The sequence below is a fragment of the Algoriphagus sp. oki45 genome (assembly GCF_036245605.1).
In the GTDB taxonomy this organism is placed as follows: domain Bacteria; phylum Bacteroidota; class Bacteroidia; order Cytophagales; family Cyclobacteriaceae; genus Algoriphagus.
The window spans coordinates 1,325,639-1,346,105 of record NZ_BTPC01000001.1 but is presented as its reverse complement, the minus strand read 5'-3'; the positions used below and the strand labels follow the sequence as shown (position 1 = coordinate 1,346,105).

The window sequence follows — 20,467 nt, the reverse complement described above, 5'->3', positions numbered from 1 at the left end:
GATCAGGGCTTAGTTAAAAATTCGTCTAAATTCATCATTGCATTGGTGGCTACGGCCAAGGCTGCCAAACCGGAATCTGCTTCCGAGAAAAATTCACCTAGAGCTTTTGGATCTTGATCAAAGCTTGATTTGGCTGATCGGAAGAGTTGGAGCATGGTCGCTTTTTTGCTTTCTGAGATCGGCAAAAGCATTAGGTTTCGGTAAATGGTTTGGATGGCCATTTCGGGGTTTTTCCCCGATTCCTCCCAGACTTTTTGACTCAGTGCTTTGGCAGCATCAAGAAATACGGGATCATTCAAAGTAACCAAAGCCTGTAGTGGTGTATTGGTGACCAGTCGCTTACTCAGACAGACTTCACGGCTTCCCGCATCAAAGGTGATAAAGGAAGGGTAGGGGCTGGTGCGCTTCAGGAAGGTGTACACACTTCTGCGGTACTTGTCTTCGCCCTCACTTTCTTTCCAAGACTCCCCATTGTAGACCGTCTGCCAAATGCCCTCCGGCTGGGTAGGCATCACGGGCTTTCCATACATTTTTCGACTCAATAGTCCGCTTGTGGCAAGGGCCTGATCGCGGATTTGCTCGGCAGAAAGCCGGTATCGAGGCCCTCGGGCATACCATTGGTTTTTGGGATCTTTTTGGAAAGCCTCTGAGCTGATTACCGAGGATTGCTGATAGGTAGATGAAGTGACAATCTCCCGAATAAGTGATTTGATGCACCAGTCGTAGTCATTTACTGTTTTCCAAGCCAAGTAATCCAGTAGCTCGGGATGGGAAGGCGGATCAGATTGGGTGCCCATGTCCTCTAGGGTCGAGACCAACCCTCTGCCGAATAGCTGATCCCAAACACGGTTGACAAGCGCACGGGATGTCAGGGGATTATCCGGAGCGGTGAGCCAATAAGCAAAACCCAAGCGGTTGGACGGCCATTCGCTTTTCCAGGTGCCCAACTCTCTCGGAGCTTTTGGACTTACTTTTTCTCCAGGTACCATCCAGTTGCCTCGCTCAAAGACAAATGTCGGTCGGGCCATATAGTCCGGATTTTCGATCAAGATGGGAAGGCGCGTTCCACGGAAATGAAGCAGCTCTTCCCAGGATTTTTTTACAGCTGAGAATCCCGGTTTTTCTTTTCCTTTTAAGCTAGGGACAAAAGCAAACCACACTATAGAGGAAGTATTTTGCTGAGGTTTTGCGTTTGGATTTTGAGCTTCGATGTAGAGGTTTACTTCCTCTTGCACAGGCTTGAAGGGGATTTCCTTCACGACCTCTCCTTTGGTTTTGTTAATTACAACGCTGGCGAGAATTTCTCCTTCGGGGCCGTCTTTTCTGATGGTCATTTTGGTGCCATCCACTCCAGACCAGTAATCGAGCAGGAGTTGGTTAGAACCTTGGGTGTCGATGTTTTTATAGACGGCAGAGCCTCCCGGCCATAGGCCAAGCCACTTGGTGTCGATCAGCTCAGATTTTTGGAAGTCTGTGGCTAAGTGAGCGGCGTATTTGGGTTCGTAGAATTTCAAAAAGTCGGCCCGCTGCTTGGCAGCAGTTTTTCCTTCATTTTCACCCACCCAAGCTACAATCTGATCCACTTTCGCCAGATCCTCCGCTTCATAAAACCGCAATCGGGGTTCCTCGTCGTGGGTGTCTTCGTCTCGGGTATTGTTAAAGAAGGCCATGGACTCAAAAAACTCCTCATGCTTGATCGGATCATAGGGATGGCTATGGCACTGCACGCAAGCCATGGTGGTGCTTTGCCAGACTTCAAAGGTCGTACTCACCCGATCCAAGACAGCGGCAACCCTGAATTCCTCGTCCTCCGTTCCGCCTTCGTCATTGTTCATGGTGTTTCGATGAAATGCCGTCGCGGTCAGTTGATCTTGGGTAGGATTGGGCAAGAGGTCGCCTGCCAGCTGCTCGACAGTAAATTCATCGAAAGGTTTGTCATCATTGAAGGCTCGAATCACCCAATCCCGATAGGGCCAAAAGGTGCGGGAGACGTCCCGTTCGTAGCCTTTGGTGTCTGCATAGCGGGCGAGGTCCAGCCACCAAGTCGCCCATTTTTCTCCATAGGCTTCTAAGGACAGCAACTGGTCCACTGCTTGCTCGTAGCTGATTTTGCCGGAGGAAAAGTCCCGGACCAAAGATTCCGAAGGGGGTAAGCCCGTAATGTCCAAGGCCACTCGGCGAAGGAGTCTCATGGGATTTTCGGATGGGGATGGACTAAACCCCAGATTTGACAGTTTTTTCTGGACAAAAAAGTCTATGGGAGCAAGCGAGTTGTTTTCATTTCCAGCCAAACTGGCTGCAATAGGATTTGCTGGAAGCTTGGGTTCTTTGACCGGCTCATAGGCCCAATGTTTTCCCCATTTGGCCCCTTGATCGATCCATTCTTTCAGTAATTCAATTTCTTTTTTGCTGAGTTGGGTACGCTGGTAAGGCATTCGGAGCTCCGGGTCGGAATGGGTCAAACGCTTGATCAGCTCGCTACCATTGGCATCGCCGGGAATTATGGCCGGATGCCCAGATTCAGTGGGTGCAAAGGCCTCTTCCTCAAAGAGGACACTGAAACCACCATTTTTCTGGACTCCTCCATGACAGGAAATACAGTGTTTGTTGAGAATGGGTTTGATCTCGGTGCTAAAATCAACCTTTTCGTCTCCTGTCCAGAAAAAATATACCAAGGCAAAGCCTATTACCAAAGTGAGGATAAATGCCCATTTTTCTCGTTTCATTTCTTTATTAAAAAAGAAAAATAAACAAATCCTGAAGGAAGCGAAAGAATTTTGAAACGAATAGGCAAAAGAAAAGCCTGAATAATTCAGGCTTTTAAATGATTTATTTGACAGGGAAATAGTCCGGAAGATTCCTTAATATATCCTCCGTCATTGCATCTAAGTTGTAATCCGGTTTCCATCCCCAATCCTCTCTTGCACGACTGTCGTCGATGCTGTCCGGCCAAGAGTCTGCGATGGCCTGACGGAAGTCGGGATTGTATTTGATTTGGAAGTCAGGTATGTGCTTTTTGATGCTTTCGAAGATTTCTTTGGGAGAAAAACTCATCCCCGCGAGATTGTAGCTGGAGCGGATTTTAACGGATTCCCGTGGGGCATTCATCAGGTCAAGTGTGGCCTTGATCGCATCGGGCATATACATCATCGGAAGGTAACTGTCCTCCCTGAGGAAACAGTCGAATTTTTCTCCAGCCAAGGCCTTGTGATAAATATCTACCGCATAGTCGGTTGTTCCACCTCCGGGAAGAGATTTGTAACCGATTAATCCAGGATATCTCAAGCTCCGAACATCCACTCCATATTTTTCAAAGTAGTATTCACACCATCTTTCCCCAGCTTGTTTGCTGATACCATAAACAGTGTTGGGTTCTTTCACACAATATTGGGGAGTATTGACTTTTGGGGTATTGGGACCAAAAACAGCAATGGAGGAGGGCCAATAAATTTTATCCAGCTTGAGGTCTTTGGCTAGTTCAAGAACAGAAAGAAGGCTGTCCATATTCAGGTGCCATGCAAAATGCGGGTTTTTTTCCCCCGTGGCGGAGAGGACTGCTGCCAGATGATAGATCTGAGTGACTTTTTCTTCCTTAATCAGATCGCGAACGCCTTCTTTGTTCAAGACATCGAGAACTTCAAAACGACAATAATCAAACTCTGATTTTGCCGAGTCTCTAAGGTCAGTGGCGATTACTTGATCGCCTCCAAATTGATCTGCAAGAGAGCGGGTGAGTTCCGAACCTAGCTGCCCAGCAGCTCCGATAACCAAGATTTTTTCCATAGAAAGGTCATTCGAAAAACCCTAAAAGTGGCCTTGAGGGTTTTTGTTTATATTTGGGTTTGCTAGCGCAAAAGTAGCAAAAAACCCTTCCCTGAATTGAAAAATTCAAGTCTCAGCAGGGAATTTTGACCAACGGAAACCAAACACATACTATAACTTCCAACTTATGTACGATCAGTTTAAACCCAAATTAGAACAAGAGTTACAATCCATTCAAGATGCGGGTCTTTTTAAACGAGAGCGAATTATCACTTCCCCTCAATCAGCCGAGATTACCATCGCAGGTGGTCAAAAAGTTTTGAATTTTTGCGCCAATAATTACTTGGGGCTTTCCTCTCATCCCAAAGTAATCGAAGCGGCAAAAGCAGCTATTGACTCTCACGGTTTTGGAATGTCTTCTGTGCGATTTATTTGCGGTACTCAGGATATTCACAAGGAATTGGAAAAGAAGATTTCCGAATTCCTTGGCACGGAAGATACCATTCTTTATGCCGCCGCATTTGATGCCAATGGAGGAGTATTTGAACCACTTTTGGGTCCAGAAGACGCGATTATTTCAGATGCACTCAACCATGCTTCCATTATCGACGGGGTAAGATTGTGCAAAGCCATGCGGTATCGCTATGAGCATAACAATATGGCTGATTTGGAAAAACAGCTTCAGGACGCTGTGTCTGCTGGTGCAAAGCAAAAAATCATCGTAACCGACGGAGTATTTTCCATGGATGGCACGATAGCTCAGCTGGACAAAATCGTCGAATTAGCTGAGAAATATGAGGCTTTGGTGATGTCTGATGAATGCCACTCTACTGGATTTATGGGTAAGACTGGCCGTGGGGTTCACGAGCATTGTGAGGTGATGGGTAAAATTGACATAATCACCGGCACCTTGGGAAAAGCCCTTGGTGGAGCTTCCGGAGGATTTACTTCAGGAAGAAAAGAAATCATTGAGTTGCTACGTCAGCGTTCTAGACCCTATTTGTTTTCCAACACCTTGGCGCCTTCTATTACGGGAGCTTCTATTGCGGTTTTGGATTTATTGTCAGAGACTACGGAGCTTCGGGATAAGCTGGAGTCCAATACAGCGTACTTCAGAGAAAAGATGAATGCCGCCGGATTTGATATCAAACCTGGAACACACCCAATCGTGCCAGTCATGCTATATGACGCAGTGCTTTCTCAAAAGATGGCTGAGAAGCTTCTGGAAAAAGGGATTTACGTGATCGGTTTTTACTACCCAGTAGTTCCAAAAGGCCAGGCTCGAATCCGAGTTCAGATTTCTGCCGGCCATGAAAGACATCATCTCGATCAGGCAATAGCAGCATTTATCGAGGTGGGAAAAGAGCTAGGAGTGATCAAGTAAGTCAAATTACAGATACACAAAAGGCCGGGATTAATTCCGGCCTTTTGCTTTATGATTTGCTTGTCATGGCCAGCTTTTTCTTTTTGCTGAGATCATACTCTGACAGACTTTCAAATCGGTCGTCCAAGTCTTCATTGTTGAGATAATCATTGAGGATTTCCCTGACTTCCTGGAAGGAAAGGTTGTGAAGCACTTTTCCATTTTTCATCATGGAGACTTGTCCAGTTTCTTCAGAAATGACCAAAATCAGCGCATCAGTCGCTTCCGACATCCCAATTCCAGCCCGGTGCCTTAATCCAAATTGTGCGGGTACTTCTCGCTCAGTCACCGGAAGAATGCATCGGGCTGCTTTGATGCGACCATTGTGAATAATCACTGCACCATCATGGAGGGGACTGTATTTATTGAAAATTGAAATCAACAATCTTTTTGAAAGTTCTGCGTCCAGAATATCTCCAGATTCAGCATAAAACTTAAGTTCCGAACTGCTTGAGATAACCATCAGAGCTCCTGTATTGCTTCCTGCCAAGGTTTTGGATGCATCGATAATAGGAGAAATATTGAATGCTGAGTTTTCCTTTTTTCTCCAAAAGAAAAGAATGTCTCTCCAGATGTTGTCATTGGACAGAAAGGAGGATCTTCCGACCAAAAGAAGGAATTTTCGTATTTCAGGGGCAAATATGATGATGGCAGCTATAACACCCACACCCATGAATTGACCCAAAATGGAGGAAAGGAGTTCCATTCTTACCGCCCTTACCAGAAGGTAGATCAAGTAGATGGAGAGGAAGCCTAAAAAGATTTTAATGGCAACACTTCCTTTGAGCAGCTTGTAGATTTGATATAATAGGGCAGCTACCAACGCAATATCGATCATATTGACGATGGAGATATCTAAAAATCCGATTTTAAAAAGAATACTCAAGGGTATAGTTTTTCGTATAGTTTAATTGTTTCCTTTGCTTCTTTAACGTCATGTACTCTCAGGATGTTCACTCCTTGTTGAAGGGCTACCATGTGAAGTGCTGTTGTGCCGTTTAAAGCCTCAGAGGCAGTCACATCCAATGTTTTGTAAATCATTGATTTTCTTGAAATCCCTGCCAATACAGGTAAACCCAAAGAACGAAATAGGGTCCAATTTTTCAGCAAATGAAAACCTTGTTCGGCGGTTTTGGCAAATCCAAATCCTGGGTCTAAGATTACATCTTTGATGCCAAGTTTTTTAAAAAGATCTACTTTTTCAGCAAAATAGTACAAAATTTCCGGAATAAGATCGGAATAATCCGACAAACCTTTCATTGTCTGCGGAGTGCCTCGCATATGCATGGCGATATAAGGAAGTCCAGATTCGGCTACCACTGGTAGAATTTCGGGGTCGATGTTTCCTGCAGAGACATCATTGATCAAATCAGCACCAGCCTCAATTCCTTTTTTTGCTACTTGACTTCTAAAAGTGTCCAAGGAAATCAGCATTTCTGGGTAAGCTTCTTTGATCCATTCAATAGGGGGGACCACTCGGTCGATTTCTTCACTTACAGAAATATCCACTGCTCCTGGTCTGGTGCTATAGCCTCCTAAGTCCAAAATATCGGCTCCTTCATTTACCATTTGACTGGCTTTGGTCAGGACTTGCTCTTTACTGATTTTAACCCGGCTTCCTTCAAAAAATGAATCTGGGGTAAGGTTCAAAATTCCCATTACTATGGGCTTTTTTAAAGACAAAAGCCTTCCCTTGATTTGTAATGTATATTTTTGGAGAAATAATTTATCTTCGGTCAAATAAGGAGGATTTCCCGGTAGCATTAAATTAAAAGATTTTGGAGACTAAAACCAGCAACGAATATAGCCAAGTAATCCATCGATGTAAAGAGCTCTTCAGGAAGAAAACCCTGGATTATGGGACAGCCTGGAGAATCTTGAGGCTAGCCTCTATTACTGATCAAATATTTATTAAGGCACAAAGAATTCGGTCCATTCAGGAGAAAGGCACTCAAATGGTCAATGACCCCTTGGAGGATGAGTTTGTTGGTATTATCAATTATTGTCTGATAGCTTTGATGCAGATTTCTCTTCAGAAGGAGGAAAGACTGGAGATTCCTTATGCAGAACTTGAACCGGTGTATGATCATTGGGTGAAGGCTACCAAGGGGCTTCTGGAAAATAAAAATCACGATTATGGAGAAGCCTGGAGAGATATGCGGGTAAGCTCCATGACAGACATTATCTTGATGAAACTCTACCGGGTAAAGCAAATAGAAGACAACCAAGGCAAAACAGTCGTGTCTGAGGGTATAGAGGCAAATTATCAGGACATGATCAATTATGCGGTCTTTTGCCTGATCAAGCTTGGATATCACCAACCTACTTCTTCTTGAAGTGCATTACTGGTTACCATAAAACAAATTTTAATCAATTGAAGAATTAAACTGGATGAACAAGCAAGGCATACTTTGGCTCCTTAGACTATTGGTAGGTGGGCTTTTTATCTTCTCTGGGCTGATCAAAGTCAATGATCCAGTAGGTACTGCGATCAAATTGGAGGAGTATTTTGATGTTTTTTCAAATGATATTGCTTCATTTTTCTACCTGTTTAAGCCCTATGCCCTTCCCATTGCCGTAGTATTGGTCGTTTCAGAGGTTGTTCTCGGTGTGATGTTGATATTGGGAGTAAAACTCAAGCAGACAGTATATGCTATCGGGGCCATGATTCTGTTTTTTACTTTCCTTACATTCTTCTCGGCTTATTTCAATAAAGTTACCGATTGCGGTTGCTTTGGAGATGCGATAAAGCTTACCCCTTGGGAGTCTTTCTACAAGGACGTGGTTTTACTTATTATGATTTCATTTTTATTTTTTTTCAGAGAAGATCTCCCTGAAGAATCTCCGAAATGGGCAAAAATCAGTTCTGTGATAGTTTTGGTTGGGTCTATAGGCTTAGCAATATATGCTATCCAAAATCTTCCATTTATCGATTTTAGGGCTTATAAAGAGGGAGTAAATATTCCACAGAATATGCAGCCATCATCGGCTTTGCAGTATACCTATGTGATGAAAAAAGGAGGGGAGATTTTCAAATTTGACCAATATCCCAGTGAAGAAGGGTATGAGTTTGTCGAAATGGTATTAAAAAACCCTGAAGCCTTGCCCAAAATCTCCGATTTTGCTGCTTGGAATGAAGAAGGGGATCAAACCGAATTCCTTTTTGCAGGGAATAAGGTACTTATTCTGAGCAGTAATATTTCCAAAATGGATCAAAGTAGCCTGAAGGAAATGGACTTGCTAGTTCGCTCTATGGCAAATGCACCCGTGGATGTTGTCTTATTGGCTGCAGCTACTCAAGAGGAGATTGATCAGGTAATCAATACCCAAAATTGGAGCATAGTGGGACTTCAGGCCGACGCAACCGTTGTTAAGACTATCATGAGGGCAAACCCTGGGATCATGATCCTCAAGGACGGAGTTGTAATGAAGAAATACCATCATAACAATACCCCTGAACCAACAGAGGTTCTTGATTTTTTTCTATGAGCAAGGTTCTGAAAGTAGTGCTGATTGGGCTGCCGGGGGCAGGTAAATCTACTTTTGGAAAGCAACTGGCCAAGGAACTCAACTTTCCTTATTTTGATTCAGATGGACTGATCGAACAAAAACATCAGATGAAAATCCCCATGATTTTTTCCCTATATGGAGAGGGGAAATTTCGGGAATGGGAATCAGAGGTTTTGGAAGATATTTTGAAATCTGAACAGTCTATTGTCCTCTCTACTGGAGGAGGTGCTCCCTGTTTCAACGACAATATGGATTTAATTAATTCCAAAGGGATATCCGTGTACTTGGATGTGCCTTTGGATGTGATTTCCCAACGACTCTATTCAAGTAAGATTCAGAATCGCCCTATGTTTGAAGGCTTGGATAGTGGAGAGATTACTCTAAAGCTCAAGAGTCTTCTCGCTCAAAGGGAGTACTTTTACAATCAGGCCAAAATAAAACTCAGCGGAGAAGACTTTTCCGCTGAGTATTTGATGTATGAATTGATCAATCAACTTAAAAGTTGAATCCTACTGTCAATACGCCAGAGGTGATTGAGTTTCTGATTTCTGTCAATGGACCAAAGTTGAATCCATCTTCATCCAAGACTTGGTAGCTTCGATAGAGTTGGTCGTATTGCTGATTTAAAATGGTCAGGTCTAGAGTGAAAGCTCCAGTTCTGATTCCTACTCCTCCACTGATTATTTGAGTGCTTTGATCAAAACCCGGTGAATTGGAGTAGGGATCACCCAAATAAGAATATCCTCCTCTGATCCGGAACATATTCAGCCAGATTTCTCCACCAACTCGATAATTTATTGTACTTGCATAAATATCTCGGATGACTTGATTATCCGGCCCCTCATCAAAATCCCTGGAGTTTATTCTGGCTGTGCTGTAGTCTACCCAATCCACATCAGCAGAAATAAACCCCTTCTTTCCAAAGAAAAATGTTGCTCCACCACCAATTTTAAGAGGTGTATTCAGTCCATAATTGCTGATTACTAAATCCGAGAAGGCATCCTGTTGGCCTAAAGTTATATCCTCTGGTTCGTAGTAGTAGTTATTGTAATCGGTGAAAACAGCAGCTTCATATTCTTCATTTAGCCCATACCAAGTAGGTGTTTGGAAAACAAAACCAAGATTTAGGTTATCCATGGGCTTATAGATGACCCCAAGATTTAAGTTGACACCTGCACCATTGATGAATAAATTTTCCTGCAATGAAGAAGTAGCTAATGGTTCGTCTACAAACTCCTCGTTATAGATTTTGAACGAGGAAAAGTTGAGGGTGCGAATCCCGACACTACCTCCCAAAAAAAGCTTGTGTTTGAAGTTGGCACCATAGCCGAATGTCATTTGATTAGCACTTCCTTCTCTGCGAATATTTTCATCTTGAAAGGGTAGCCCTAATACAAAAGAATCATAAACGTTGGGATTTGGAATGGGATTCCCGTCAGGATCAAATGCAATTGGATTGATTTGATAGGTTTGATAAGCGAGTCCAGTCAGGCCAAAGTTTTCAATTTGACTTTCAGGTATCCCAAATGAATCCTGTAGATAAAAGTCGATGATTGAACTTTGTCCTGGGATATCGGAGAAGTACCCAAATTCGGTATTGAAATTAGCGATTCGTTGAAAGCTCATTGCCCATGCCCCTCCCTTGAAAGCTCTGGTTTCCATGGGGCCTTTGGGGCTAGCGCCAACGTAGCTGATATTCGGAAGGGAAAAATTCGAAGTATTATATTCTCGGGATTGACCGAGATATTGTGTTTGGACCCCCCAATCTGAATATCCTAAGCTTAGACTGATTTCCGATGAACGAAAAAATCCAAGCCCCGCAGGATTTCCTGCAATATTTGAGACATCTCCACCAAGGGACCATTGAGTACCACCAACTCCCAAAATTCTTGCAGAACCTGATGGGACTACTCTACTGAATCTAAATGCATCTTCAAAATACCCACTTTGAGCATTTACAATAGAAGTGCTTAAAACCAAAAACAATAAAATACTAATTGAAATTCTCATTGGCAATACCATTTGATCTATTCAAATAAACGGGCTGAGAGAAAATTTTGGATAAAAAAAAGGGGAATTAATTTCCCCTTCCTCCTCTGGATCCACCGGAGCTACCTCCTACGGACCCACCAGAACTTCGACTAGGAGCACTGAAACTGCTACCACCAGAACTTCTGCTTGGCGCACTAAAACTACTGCTTCCCGAACTTCTGCTTGGTGAACTGTACCCTCCAGAATTAGATCTACTTGGCATTCCTGATCTATTGTAGCTAGGGCTGGTTGATCTATTGTAGCTAGGGCTGGTTGATCTGTTGTAACTTGGCCTTCCTGAATTGTTATAAGATGGATTTGTTGATCTATTGTATTCAGGGCTGGAAGATCTACTAGGAGATGTTGCATAGCGACCAGCAGGATATGTTGCACCTCTGGAGTTTGTTCCTCTGTCATATGCAGATGATGGTCTTGCAGAAGGTACAGAACTTCTGGTATTGATTGCTCGGTCCACAGCAGGTGAATTGACATTTCTCACTGTGCCTGTTCGGCTTCTTCCAGAATTATAATAGTCATTTTGAGATGTTCCAAATTCTCTACTCGCAACTCTTGAGTTTTCACTTGCGGAGATTCTTCTCGGTGATGTTCCAGCGGTGGTGGCAGCTCGTCTTGCTTGAGCTCTTGCTGTATTTGGTACTACACCAGCTTGACTCGAAGCTAGTCCAGCATTTGTAATTCCTGCGCCTCTTGTAGGACGTGCCCCATAAACCACTCTTCTGCCTCCATACTCACCTCCAGGCAAAACATAAATAGGTCGGCCTGCATAGATGGGTGCTCCCCAACCATACATTGGATATCCCCAGCCAAAGCCTGGAGCTCCCCATCCCATCATCCAAGGGTTGCCCCATCCCATCATCCAAGGGTTACCCCATCCCATGCCCATCCATGGATTGCCCCAGCCAAAACCGAAGCTTAGACTAAATCCGGGTCTCCAACCCCAACCTGGTCCCCAGAATGGGTCGTAAAAACCCATTCCCCACGGACTAAACATAGAGCCGAATCCTAGACCAAAATTAAAATTGATGTTAGGGGAATTTCCATTTTGATTTCCATTGGCGGAATAGAAATTATCATAAGCATTGATATTTCCTTGAGCAACTTGCTCCGAGCCACCTTCATCGAAATAGACAATTCCAGATTCTTCCGCTTCACTAGTTGCTTGATAGCGGGAAATGTACTCTGGATTAACGTTTCGGGCGCTGAAATTCTCTTCAGTTAAAGAGTTTTCATTTTCCAGTGATTGGAAAGTTTTTGGATTATTGTTTTCTACTGCATATTGAGTGGCGATTTTGACGTCAGATGCCATGAAATAAAGATTGTCATTGGCGCCATTCATTGCCATTTTGTTGGTGCTACACGAACTGATTGAAAGTGCACCAAGCAGTAGAGAAGCTGATATGATGGGTAATTTCTTCATTTTTGAAGTCGATTGTTACTTTCTTATACGAACTGACTGGACCGAGGTTTTACTTTTTGGTTTATATTTGCCAGCCCTAATTAAGCAAAATTAAGCACATTTTAATATTCCCCAAAAGCTAATGAGCAAAGGATTACCCAAGAGAAGTGAAGATTATTCACTCTGGTATAATGAATTGGTAAAAAGAGCAGACCTTGCCGAAAATTCGGCTGTCCGAGGATGCATGGTCATCAAACCCTATGGATTTTCCATTTGGGAAAAAATGCAGGCAGAATTGGACCGAATGTTTAAGGAGACAGGACATACCAATGCGTATTTTCCATTATTTATTCCCAAATCTTATCTCAGCAAAGAAGCCTCACACGTGGAGGGGTTTGCCAAGGAATGTGCAGTGGTGACTCATTATCGCCTCAAAAATGCCGAAGATGGGTCAGGAGTAATCGTTGATCCAGAGGCCAAACTAGAAGAAGAGTTGATCGTGAGGCCTACTTCCGAAACAGTAATTTGGAGTACGTATAAAAATTGGATTCAATCCTACCGTGATTTACCTCTTTTGATTAATCAATGGGCCAATGTGGTCCGGTGGGAGATGAGAACCCGATTGTTTTTGAGAACTGCAGAATTCCTATGGCAGGAAGGCCATACAGCTCATGCCACTGCAGAAGAAGCCAAGGCAGAAACTCTTCAAATGATGCAAGTATATGCCCAATTTGCGGAAGAGTTTATGGCCTTGCCGGTAATCAGGGGACGAAAAACCGAAAATGAACGTTTTGCCGGTGCCGATGATACCTTATGCATAGAAGCTATGATGCAGGATGGAAAAGCTCTTCAGGCAGGGACTTCGCACTTTTTAGGACAAAATTTTGCCAAGGCCTTTGATGTCAAGTTTGCCACTAAAGAAGGGGGCTTGGATTATGTTTGGGGAACATCCTGGGGAGTCAGCACCCGATTAATGGGGGCCTTAATCATGGCTCATTCGGATGACAATGGGTTGGTTTTGCCGCCAAAGCTTGCACCTAACCAAGTGGTTATTGTGCCAATTTATCGGGGTGAAGCTGAATTGGAAGCGATCTCCTTCAAAGCGAAGGAAATTATGGCTGCCTTGAGATCTAAGGGGATTTCAGTAAAATTTGATGACCGGGATACGCATAAACCCGGCTGGAAATTTGCCGAATATGAGCTGAAGGGAGTACCCGTAAGAATTGCTATGGGACCGAGAGATTTGGAAAATGGAACCATCGAAATTGCCAGAAGAGACACCTTGACCAAAGAGACCTTCCAGCTCTCTGAAATGCCTGTAGAAGAGAAAATCTCTTCTCTTTTGGATGAGATCCAAACCTCTATCTATCAAAAGGCTCATTCCTTCAGAAATGAAATGACCACCGAAGTAAATTCTTGGGAGGAGTTTCAGCAGGTTCTTGACCAAAAGGGAGGTTTTGTGTCTGCTCATTGGGATGGGACCTCAGAGACTGAAGATAAGATTAAAGAATTGACCAAAGCTACAATTCGATGTATCCCTCTGGATAGGAAAGAAGAGCAGGGAACTTGTGTGTTTTCAGGTAAGCCTTCCGAAGGGCGGGTGTATTTTGCCAAAGCTTATTAAAATAAATACCCGGGTCTCCCGGGTTTTTTTATTTCCTGCTTTCCTTTCGATCGGATTCTTGTATTTTTAGGAATTCCTAAACCATACTATGGAAATACTCATCTTATCCAGCCTTTTGATCATAGGTTTGATCCTCTTACTTGTCGAGGTTCTTTTTATCCCCGGCACTACCGTAGTGGGAATTTTGGGCTTTGCTGTCAGTATCGCTGGAGTAATTTATGCTTTTGCGGAATTTGGATACGAGACAGCCATTTGGGTGACATCCATAGCTGCCATTGCCAATTTAGCTGCAGTGTGGTATGGATTCAGTTCCGGAGTTTGGAATAAATTTTCATTGAAATCCTCAATCACCGGAGGGGCGTTTGATGGCAGAACAGAAGGTTTGGAGGTAGGAATGAAAGGAAAAGCAGTTTCGGACATCAAGCCTATTGGGAAGGCGCTTTTTGGTGATCAAATGTTCGAGGTAAAATCAGAATCCGGTTTTCTTGAAGCCGGAAAAGATGTGGAAATAATCAAAGTAGAAACCAATAAAATTATCGTCAAATAATATGGATCCATCAAGTTCAATTTTCATTTTGGTAGCCGCTTTAGCCGGAATCACCCTACTGTTTATCTTCCTTTATTTTGTTCCGGTCAATCTTTGGATCACCGCCCAGTTTGCAAATGTCCGGGTAGGTATCGGAGAATTAATCGGAATGAGAATCCGAAAAGTGCCGCCAAGTGTGATCGTTAATTCTCTAATCACAGCTACCAAGGCTGGTTTGGCCCTGACCACCAACGAATTGGAAACCCACTACCTCGCTGGAGGAAATGTGCCCAATGTGATTAGAGCATTGATCTCTGCTGACAAAGCCAATATCAATCTATCTTTCAAACAAGCTACGGCCATTGATCTGGCTGGTAGAGATGTGTTTGAAGCAGTTCAGATTTCTGTAAATCCAAAGGTGATCAATACCCCAAGCGTAGCTGCTGTAGCTGCGGATGGGATTCAGTTGATCGCAAAGGCCAGAGTAACTGTTAGAGCAAACATCGCCCAACTAGTCGGTGGGGCTGGTGAAGAGACTATCCTTGCACGGGTAGGAGAGGGTATTGTGACTTCCATTGGTTCTTCTGTGAATCATAAAACAGTTTTGGAGAACCCGGATAAGATTTCAAAATTGGTTCTGCAGCGGGGTTTGGATGCAGGTACTGCATTCGAGATTCTTTCGATTGATATTGCTGATATTGATGTGGGAACAAACATCGGAGCAAAACTTCAGATCGATCAGGCATCAGCAGACTTAAAAGTAGCTGAAGCCAAAGCAGAGGAAAGAAGAGCAATGGCCGTGGCCTTGGAGCAGGAAATGAAGGCCAAATCTGTGGAGATGAGAGCAAAAGTAATCGAAGCTGAAGCAGAAGTTCCAAAAGCGCTTGCTGAGGCCTTCCGAAATGGAAGCCTTGGAGTCATGGACTATTACAGAATGGAAAATATCAAGGCAGATACGACTATGCGTGATTCCATTGCGAGTTCGGATAAAGATTCGAAAGATTCCGGGTCAGGAAAAAATGAGAAAAAATAAAAAAAGGGAGCGTTTAAGCTCCCTTTTTTCGTTTCCCCTCTGTGGGTTCAGGGATCAATATTACAGGAGTATAAGACTCTTTAACCAGAATTTCCTGATTACTCCAATCAGGAATAATTTGCTGATAGTCAATAGGAAAAATAACATCACCCGAGGAACGGAAAGCTCCAACTTTTCCATCCTTTGAAAGGAGGAAAAAGTCATTTTCCTCTGCTTGAAGAAAGCTGTATTCATTCTGAAAAATCTCTGCACCGTCTTTGTTCAGGACTCCCCTTTTTCCATTTTTCTCAACCAAAAAATAGCCTTCTTTTAACCTGCAGATTTGGTCAAAAGGGGAAGAATTCAACTTTTCCCCTTTTTCATTAATTAGGTAAAATCCTTCATCCGAACTCACTACTGTCTTACCGTCAATAGTCTTTTTTATTTCTTTCCATTCCGCCAATCCTTGGAGATCTCCTGATTTATTGATCAATCCCCATTGGGCTCCTTGTCTGTAGGGAGCAAAGTTTCCGGCAAAAGATCCGACTTCCTCGAAATCAGGTGAAATCACCCAAGTACCTGAAGAGTTGATAAATCCAAATTTCCCACCTTTTTTAGCAGGGAAAAGACCCTCTTTGCCTTCACCAATCCATTCAGCATCCGATTGTGGGTTTACTTGCCATCCTTTTGGAGAGTAAAGACCACTTTTTTGCTCTCTAAATCGAACAAAGTAATTTTCTCCACTGATCCAAACCACCTCTTCCATTCCAACCGCATCCAAAAGAATCCCATCTTCTTTCATGATTCTCCTCAGCTTGCCATGAATGTATTCCAGCATCAAATGCCCTGATTTGGTGATTTTGTGGAAAGAATTGTAGGTGACATCCGCTTTGATATCATCTCCTTTTATTAGCAGATATTGATTGTCATTGAACCCGTAGAAATGGTTGTTTCGGGTATATTCAAGCTGCTCTAGGGTTGGGGGCAAAACATAATCCCCTTGCTCATTGATAATACCAAATCCAGATTCCTCTTTCGCTAAAAGGTATCGTCCTTCATTTTCTTCCAGCAAGTCGTAGGGTCTCTCAGGGTCTTTGGATTGGGGTAGAAAATATTTTCCGTTTTTTTGGGCTATAACCACACCCAAATGACTTAATCGAGCATTATCGAAAGAACCTATTGGGGTGGTTTTTCCACTTCCTTTTTCAAATACAAAATATTCATTTCCTTTTCTGGCTAGCAGCCGAATGGAATAGGTGAGTATTTCATCATATTCGGCAGAGAGTACTTTCTGTCCATATTCATGGTAGGCTCCTATCCCATTAGTCCCCTTTACCAAAATCCACGGGCTAAGGTATTGATACACTTCCGCTCCTTCCAGGGGCACAATAGGTTTGAGATCTTTGGCCAATAAGAAAAGTTGATTTTCTTTTTTTCCGATTCTAACGTTCTCCGAAAAGACATAAACCTCCTCATAGACGGCCCGGCTTTTCAAATTTCCCTGAAGATCGTATACCTCCCAAGTTTGACTATAGGAATGGTAAGAATATAATCCTAAGGAAAGGGTAAAGAATAGAAAAGCCAATTGCCTGTTTTTCATGGATTAGGGAGTATTCAAATGGGTCCAAAGATAAAAAGGCCAAAGGATCTGCAAATTACCTTTGGCCATTTCTTTAGGGATAAATGAAAATTATTTTTCAGTGGTGATTTTTTCCAAATCGAACAAGTCGGTGAGAATTTCAATCATTTCTTCTGCCTGATCTCTTTGACATGCCGCTTTAAGCTGGATTACCGGGATTTTGATGATTTTTTGCATCATACTTTTTGTAATCTTTTCGATGAGGACATGTTCTTTTGGGTCCACATTCTTAAGATATCTGCTGATTTCCTCCTGTCTGATCTGCTCAAGACTTTGCTTGAGTTTGTTAATGGTAGGGGATACCATCATTTCTTTTTTCCAGTTGAAAAACTCAGCGATGCTTTCCTTAATGATGGCTTCTACTGCAGGGATTGCTCCAAGACGTTTGTCCAAGGCAGCGGAAGTTTTACTTCTAATGTTGTCCACATTATATAGAATCGCGCCAGGTACATCCTCAACTGTAGTTTCAATACTTCTGGGTACAGAAAGATCTATAAATAACTTATAGCTTTGAATATCAAAGCTCTTTACCATTTCCTTGGTGATAAAGGGATCATTTTTCATGATGGAACTGACGATGACATCAGCTTCTTTCATAGCTTCTAATGCATGCTCGAAAGGAACCACTTCAAATCCCAAAGGCGCGGCTATTTCCTCTGCCTTGCTGTAGGTCCTGTTGGTGATTTTAACCTTGGCTTGGGGAAGATGCACCATGTTTTTGGCGACATCTTCTCCGATTTCACCTACTCCGATTAACAAGATTCTTGGCTCAAAGGTATTTACCGTTAAGCTTTCGATTAATTCGACAGTAGCATAGGAGAGAGAAGCAGCACCATCTCTGAAGGCGGTCTCTTGAACCACTCTTTTGTTGGTGAAGAAGATGGTATGCATCAGGCGATGAAGGAAAGGACCTGCCATATCCAAGTCTGCGGCAGCTTGATAAGCTCTTTTCACTTGATTGGAGATCTGAATATCGCCGATCACCTGTGCCTCCAGCCCCATACTTACTCTAAATAGATGCTCAATTGCCTGAGTGTCTTCGTTGAGCACTTCAAAGTAATTGAGGTAATTGACTACATCAGTTACCCCCTTTTCTAATCCAATCAGCTTGATTATCTCTGTGCTGAGGTCCAGTTCATGCCCGTAATATACCTCTGTCCTGTTGCAGGTAGACAATATCAGTGCATCACTCAAACTGAAAAAATCCTTCGCTTTTTGAAGTATTCTTCTGATTTCCTCCTCTGTCAAAGAAATATGTTCTCTTATTTGGACAGGAGCGGTTTTGTGGGATAAACTGATCGCTTTAAATTTGTTTGGCATGCCTACAATTTCTTGCAATGCAAAAATAACAGAGATAGGGCCGTGAAAGGTTTAATTTACAGGAACGAAAATTAATTTAGAATTTGTCTAAATAATATTCTCCGTTTTCCTCAAATTTCTTTCAAGGTATTGACTCCATTTTTCTTTCTTCCTAAATTATTCGATGAAATGTTTTTTGATTTTTTGAATGAAAAGGAAACTCGAATTTTGGTTCAAAACCTATTTTGGATTTTCAAGGAAGGAAACTGTAGGTTTTCTTTTGGTAGTACCATTATTATTCCTGCTTAGCTTTTTGCCTGCATTTATACGCTGGGTAAAGGATCAGCGAGAGTCCGATAGGTATGCAGAGTATCTTCAGGCCGCGGATAGTCTTGAAAAAGCGGGCTTTCTGGTGGTTTCATCTCCTCTTCCGGGATTTAATCCTCAGGATACTGTTAAAAAGGATTTCAAAACAAGTCAAATAGAGCGGATCAACAGGATCCCTTTTTCTGAAGCAGACTCGATTACCCTGCAAATAGTCCCCGGTATTGGGCCCGCTACGGCTGGAAGAATCATCAAATACCGGGAAAATTTAGGAGGTTTTGTCGCAAAAACTCAGCTGATGGAGGTATATGGAATGAAGGCAGAAACTGCAGAGGAAGTATGGGAATATTTTGAATTTGATCCTGGAATCCGGACAAAGATTCCTATAAATCAAGCAGAGGCTGCAGATCTTTCCAAGCACCCCTACATATCCTATTCGGAGGCCAAAGTCATTGTTGCATACCGAAATCAACATGGGGACTTTCAGAATGCTGAGGATCTCTTAAAGATCAGAATCTTTAAAAAAGAATGGGTAGATAAAATAGCCCCTTACTTGAATTTTGACTAATCCTTAGGCTGCGAAAATCTAAAAATCCAGCATATTTGGGTCATGATTGATCCTGTCGGAATTCAGTTTCCTGATCTCAACCTCCCTCCCTTCCCAACCAAAATCAAAGAAGATAATGGTAAGCTGTTGATTTTGGATTCGTTAAGAAAAAAATACTTGGTATTGACGCCTGAGGAGTGGGTGAGACAGCACTGGATCAATTACCTGATTGAGGGTTTGGGTTATCCAAAAGGTCTTTTTTCTTTGGAAAAAGGCCTAAAATACAATCAATTATCCAAGAGGACGGACTTGGTGGTTTTTGACAGAAAAGGAGCTACTTACCTTTTGGTGGAGTGTAAGGCGCCAACAGTAAAAATCAATCAAAATACCCTAATTCAAGCGCTTACTTATAATAAACCATTAAATTGTCCTCATATTATTCTTTCGAACGGGATTCAACATATTTGCATGTCCTTCGATGAAAAAAAAAGAGAGTTTCTTCAGAAAAGCACCATCCCAAAGTCTCCTTAATTTTTTATTTCAAATTATGATTTTTATCATGTTTTCTCTAACTTCCATCTAGTATACCTAGCGCAAATTAAAAATGAGTTCTCATTCCCATAATACCCCCTGTGAGCTCTGTGCAAGCAGAAAGCATTCGCTTTTTTCAGACTTACCAGAGCAGCATCTTTGTACGATTTCTGATCACAAAAACCTGATCTCCCATCGAAAAGGACAGATCCTTTATTACGAAGGAACTAACCCTCTTGGGATATTTTGCATTAATTCAGGGGTGGTGAAAATCTATAAAACTGCCTCCAACGGAAAAGAGCAGATTATCCATCTGGCCAAAAAGGGGGATTTTCTTGGCTATGCAGCGCTCTTAGGAGAGGAAAATTATACCAATTCGGCCATGATAATCGAGGATGCTAAAATCTGCTTCGTTCCAAAAAATGCCTTTCTGGCCACATTGACCAAAAACACTGAATTTTTCAAAAAGGTGACTAAAGCGATCAGCCACGAATTGGGTGAAATGGAAGCGAAACTCACCGATGCTACTCAAAAAAGTATTCGGGAGCGCCTTGCTTTTGTGCTGTTGCAATTGGCTGATTCATATGGGGTAGAAGGGGGAGGTAGTCAAAAAATAGACTTAATCCTCAGCAGGGAAGAAATTGCGGGTATTGTAGGCACTGCGACCGAGTCAGTGATTCGCTTACTTTCCGAATTCAAAAAAGACAAATTGATTGAATTGGACGGAAAAAAGATCATTATTCTTGATAAAAGAGGTCTAGCTCGGCTTTCTGATTTTTATGCCTAAAAAGAACCCTGATTGAAAAAAAGGAGTTTTTCTCC

The 20,467-nt window shown here is 42.6% G+C and carries 18 protein-coding genes; 10 read left to right on the top strand and 8 right to left on the bottom strand.

Features of this window, described 5'->3' with window-relative positions; translation table 11 throughout:
• Positions 1–2: 2 nt before the first annotated feature.
• Positions 3–2,726 (bottom strand): DUF1553 domain-containing protein, encoded by a 2,724-nt coding sequence (locus AAA942_RS05870; protein ID WP_338219306.1) that lies wholly within the window; start codon positions 2,724–2,726, stop codon positions 3–5.
• A 103-nt stretch (positions 2,727–2,829) separates the two neighbouring features.
• Positions 2,830–3,783: an NAD-dependent epimerase/dehydratase family protein gene (locus tag AAA942_RS05865; protein WP_338219305.1), complete on the bottom strand. Its 954-nt coding sequence runs from the start codon at positions 3,781–3,783 to the stop codon at positions 2,830–2,832.
• 166 nt (positions 3,784–3,949) lie between these two features.
• On the opposite strand from AAA942_RS05865, the gene kbl reads away from it, so the two are divergent.
• A complete protein-coding gene (kbl, locus tag AAA942_RS05860) occupies positions 3,950–5,146 on the top strand; it encodes a glycine C-acetyltransferase (RefSeq protein WP_338219304.1) in 1,197 nt (398 codons plus the stop codon).
• A 49-nt stretch (positions 5,147–5,195) separates the two neighbouring features.
• On the opposite strand, the gene cdaA is transcribed toward kbl, so the two are convergent.
• Together cdaA and folP are read right to left on the bottom strand one after the other, a co-directional pair.
• A complete protein-coding gene (gene cdaA / locus AAA942_RS05855; RefSeq protein ID WP_338219303.1) occupies positions 5,196–6,071 on the bottom strand; it encodes a diadenylate cyclase CdaA in 876 nt (291 codons plus the stop codon).
• Positions 6,068–6,844, bottom strand: a complete 777-nt coding sequence (gene folP, locus AAA942_RS05850) for a dihydropteroate synthase (protein WP_338219302.1) — start codon at positions 6,842–6,844, stop codon at positions 6,068–6,070. The genes cdaA and folP overlap by 4 nt, the downstream gene beginning before the upstream one ends.
• A gap of 119 nt (positions 6,845–6,963) precedes the next feature.
• Here folP and AAA942_RS05845 point away from each other — a divergent pair, with 119 nt between their 5' ends.
• From AAA942_RS05845 to AAA942_RS05835, 3 genes are read left to right on the top strand one after another with little or no spacing between them, the layout of a single operon-like run.
• On the top strand, positions 6,964–7,521 hold the full coding sequence (locus AAA942_RS05845; protein WP_338219301.1) for a DUF1599 domain-containing protein: 558 nt from the start codon (positions 6,964–6,966) through the stop codon (positions 7,519–7,521).
• 55 nt (positions 7,522–7,576) lie between these two features.
• Positions 7,577–8,674, top strand: a complete 1,098-nt coding sequence (locus AAA942_RS05840; RefSeq protein WP_338219300.1) for a BT_3928 family protein — start codon at positions 7,577–7,579, stop codon at positions 8,672–8,674.
• Positions 8,671–9,201, top strand: coding sequence for a shikimate kinase (locus AAA942_RS05835; RefSeq protein ID WP_338219299.1), 531 nt, complete (start codon positions 8,671–8,673; stop codon positions 9,199–9,201). Before AAA942_RS05840 ends, AAA942_RS05835 begins: the two co-directional genes overlap by 4 nt.
• On the opposite strand, the gene AAA942_RS05830 is transcribed toward AAA942_RS05835, so the two are convergent.
• The gene (locus AAA942_RS05830) at positions 9,191–10,705 is read right to left on the bottom strand and encodes an OmpP1/FadL family transporter (protein WP_338219298.1); all 1,515 of its coding nucleotides are present in this window, start codon (positions 10,703–10,705) and stop codon (positions 9,191–9,193) included. The two genes, AAA942_RS05835 and AAA942_RS05830, sit on opposite strands and share 11 nt — an antisense overlap.
• Before the next feature lie 67 nt (positions 10,706–10,772).
• Positions 10,773–12,164: a hypothetical protein gene (locus AAA942_RS05825; RefSeq protein ID WP_338219297.1), complete on the bottom strand. Its 1,392-nt coding sequence runs from the start codon at positions 12,162–12,164 to the stop codon at positions 10,773–10,775.
• Between the two features lie 121 nt (positions 12,165–12,285).
• On the opposite strand from AAA942_RS05825, the gene proS reads away from it, so the two are divergent.
• The 3 genes from proS to floA all read left to right on the top strand — a co-directional run bounded on the left by proS (position 12,286) and on the right by floA (position 15,326).
• Positions 12,286–13,767, top strand: a complete 1,482-nt coding sequence (proS, locus tag AAA942_RS05820; RefSeq protein ID WP_338219296.1) for a proline--tRNA ligase — start codon at positions 12,286–12,288, stop codon at positions 13,765–13,767.
• An 88-nt stretch (positions 13,768–13,855) separates the two neighbouring features.
• Positions 13,856–14,314 (top strand): NfeD family protein, encoded by a 459-nt coding sequence (locus tag AAA942_RS05815; protein WP_338219295.1) that lies wholly within the window; start codon positions 13,856–13,858, stop codon positions 14,312–14,314.
• Position 14,315: 1 nt separating this feature from the next.
• On the top strand, positions 14,316–15,326 hold the full coding sequence (gene floA, locus AAA942_RS05810) for a flotillin-like protein FloA (protein WP_338219294.1): 1,011 nt from the start codon (positions 14,316–14,318) through the stop codon (positions 15,324–15,326).
• 13 nt (positions 15,327–15,339) lie between these two features.
• Here the strand turns inward: floA and AAA942_RS05805 are convergent, their stop codons facing one another.
• A complete protein-coding gene (locus AAA942_RS05805; protein WP_338219293.1) occupies positions 15,340–16,905 on the bottom strand; it encodes a WG repeat-containing protein in 1,566 nt (521 codons plus the stop codon).
• Between the two features lie 90 nt (positions 16,906–16,995).
• On the bottom strand, positions 16,996–18,264 hold the full coding sequence (gene hemA, locus AAA942_RS05800) for a glutamyl-tRNA reductase (RefSeq protein WP_338219292.1): 1,269 nt from the start codon (positions 18,262–18,264) through the stop codon (positions 16,996–16,998).
• A gap of 187 nt (positions 18,265–18,451) precedes the next feature.
• Between hemA and AAA942_RS05795 the strand changes: the two genes are divergently transcribed.
• The 3 genes from AAA942_RS05795 to AAA942_RS05785 all read left to right on the top strand — a co-directional run bounded on the left by AAA942_RS05795 (position 18,452) and on the right by AAA942_RS05785 (position 20,432).
• On the top strand, positions 18,452–19,135 hold the full coding sequence (locus AAA942_RS05795) for a ComEA family DNA-binding protein (RefSeq protein WP_338219291.1): 684 nt from the start codon (positions 18,452–18,454) through the stop codon (positions 19,133–19,135).
• Positions 19,136–19,177: 42 nt separating this feature from the next.
• Positions 19,178–19,645 (top strand): type I restriction enzyme HsdR N-terminal domain-containing protein, encoded by a 468-nt coding sequence (locus AAA942_RS05790; RefSeq protein ID WP_338219290.1) that lies wholly within the window; start codon positions 19,178–19,180, stop codon positions 19,643–19,645.
• 73 nt (positions 19,646–19,718) lie between these two features.
• Positions 19,719–20,432, top strand: coding sequence for a Crp/Fnr family transcriptional regulator (locus AAA942_RS05785; protein ID WP_338219289.1), 714 nt, complete (start codon positions 19,719–19,721; stop codon positions 20,430–20,432).
• Positions 20,433–20,467: the final 35 nt, after the last annotated feature.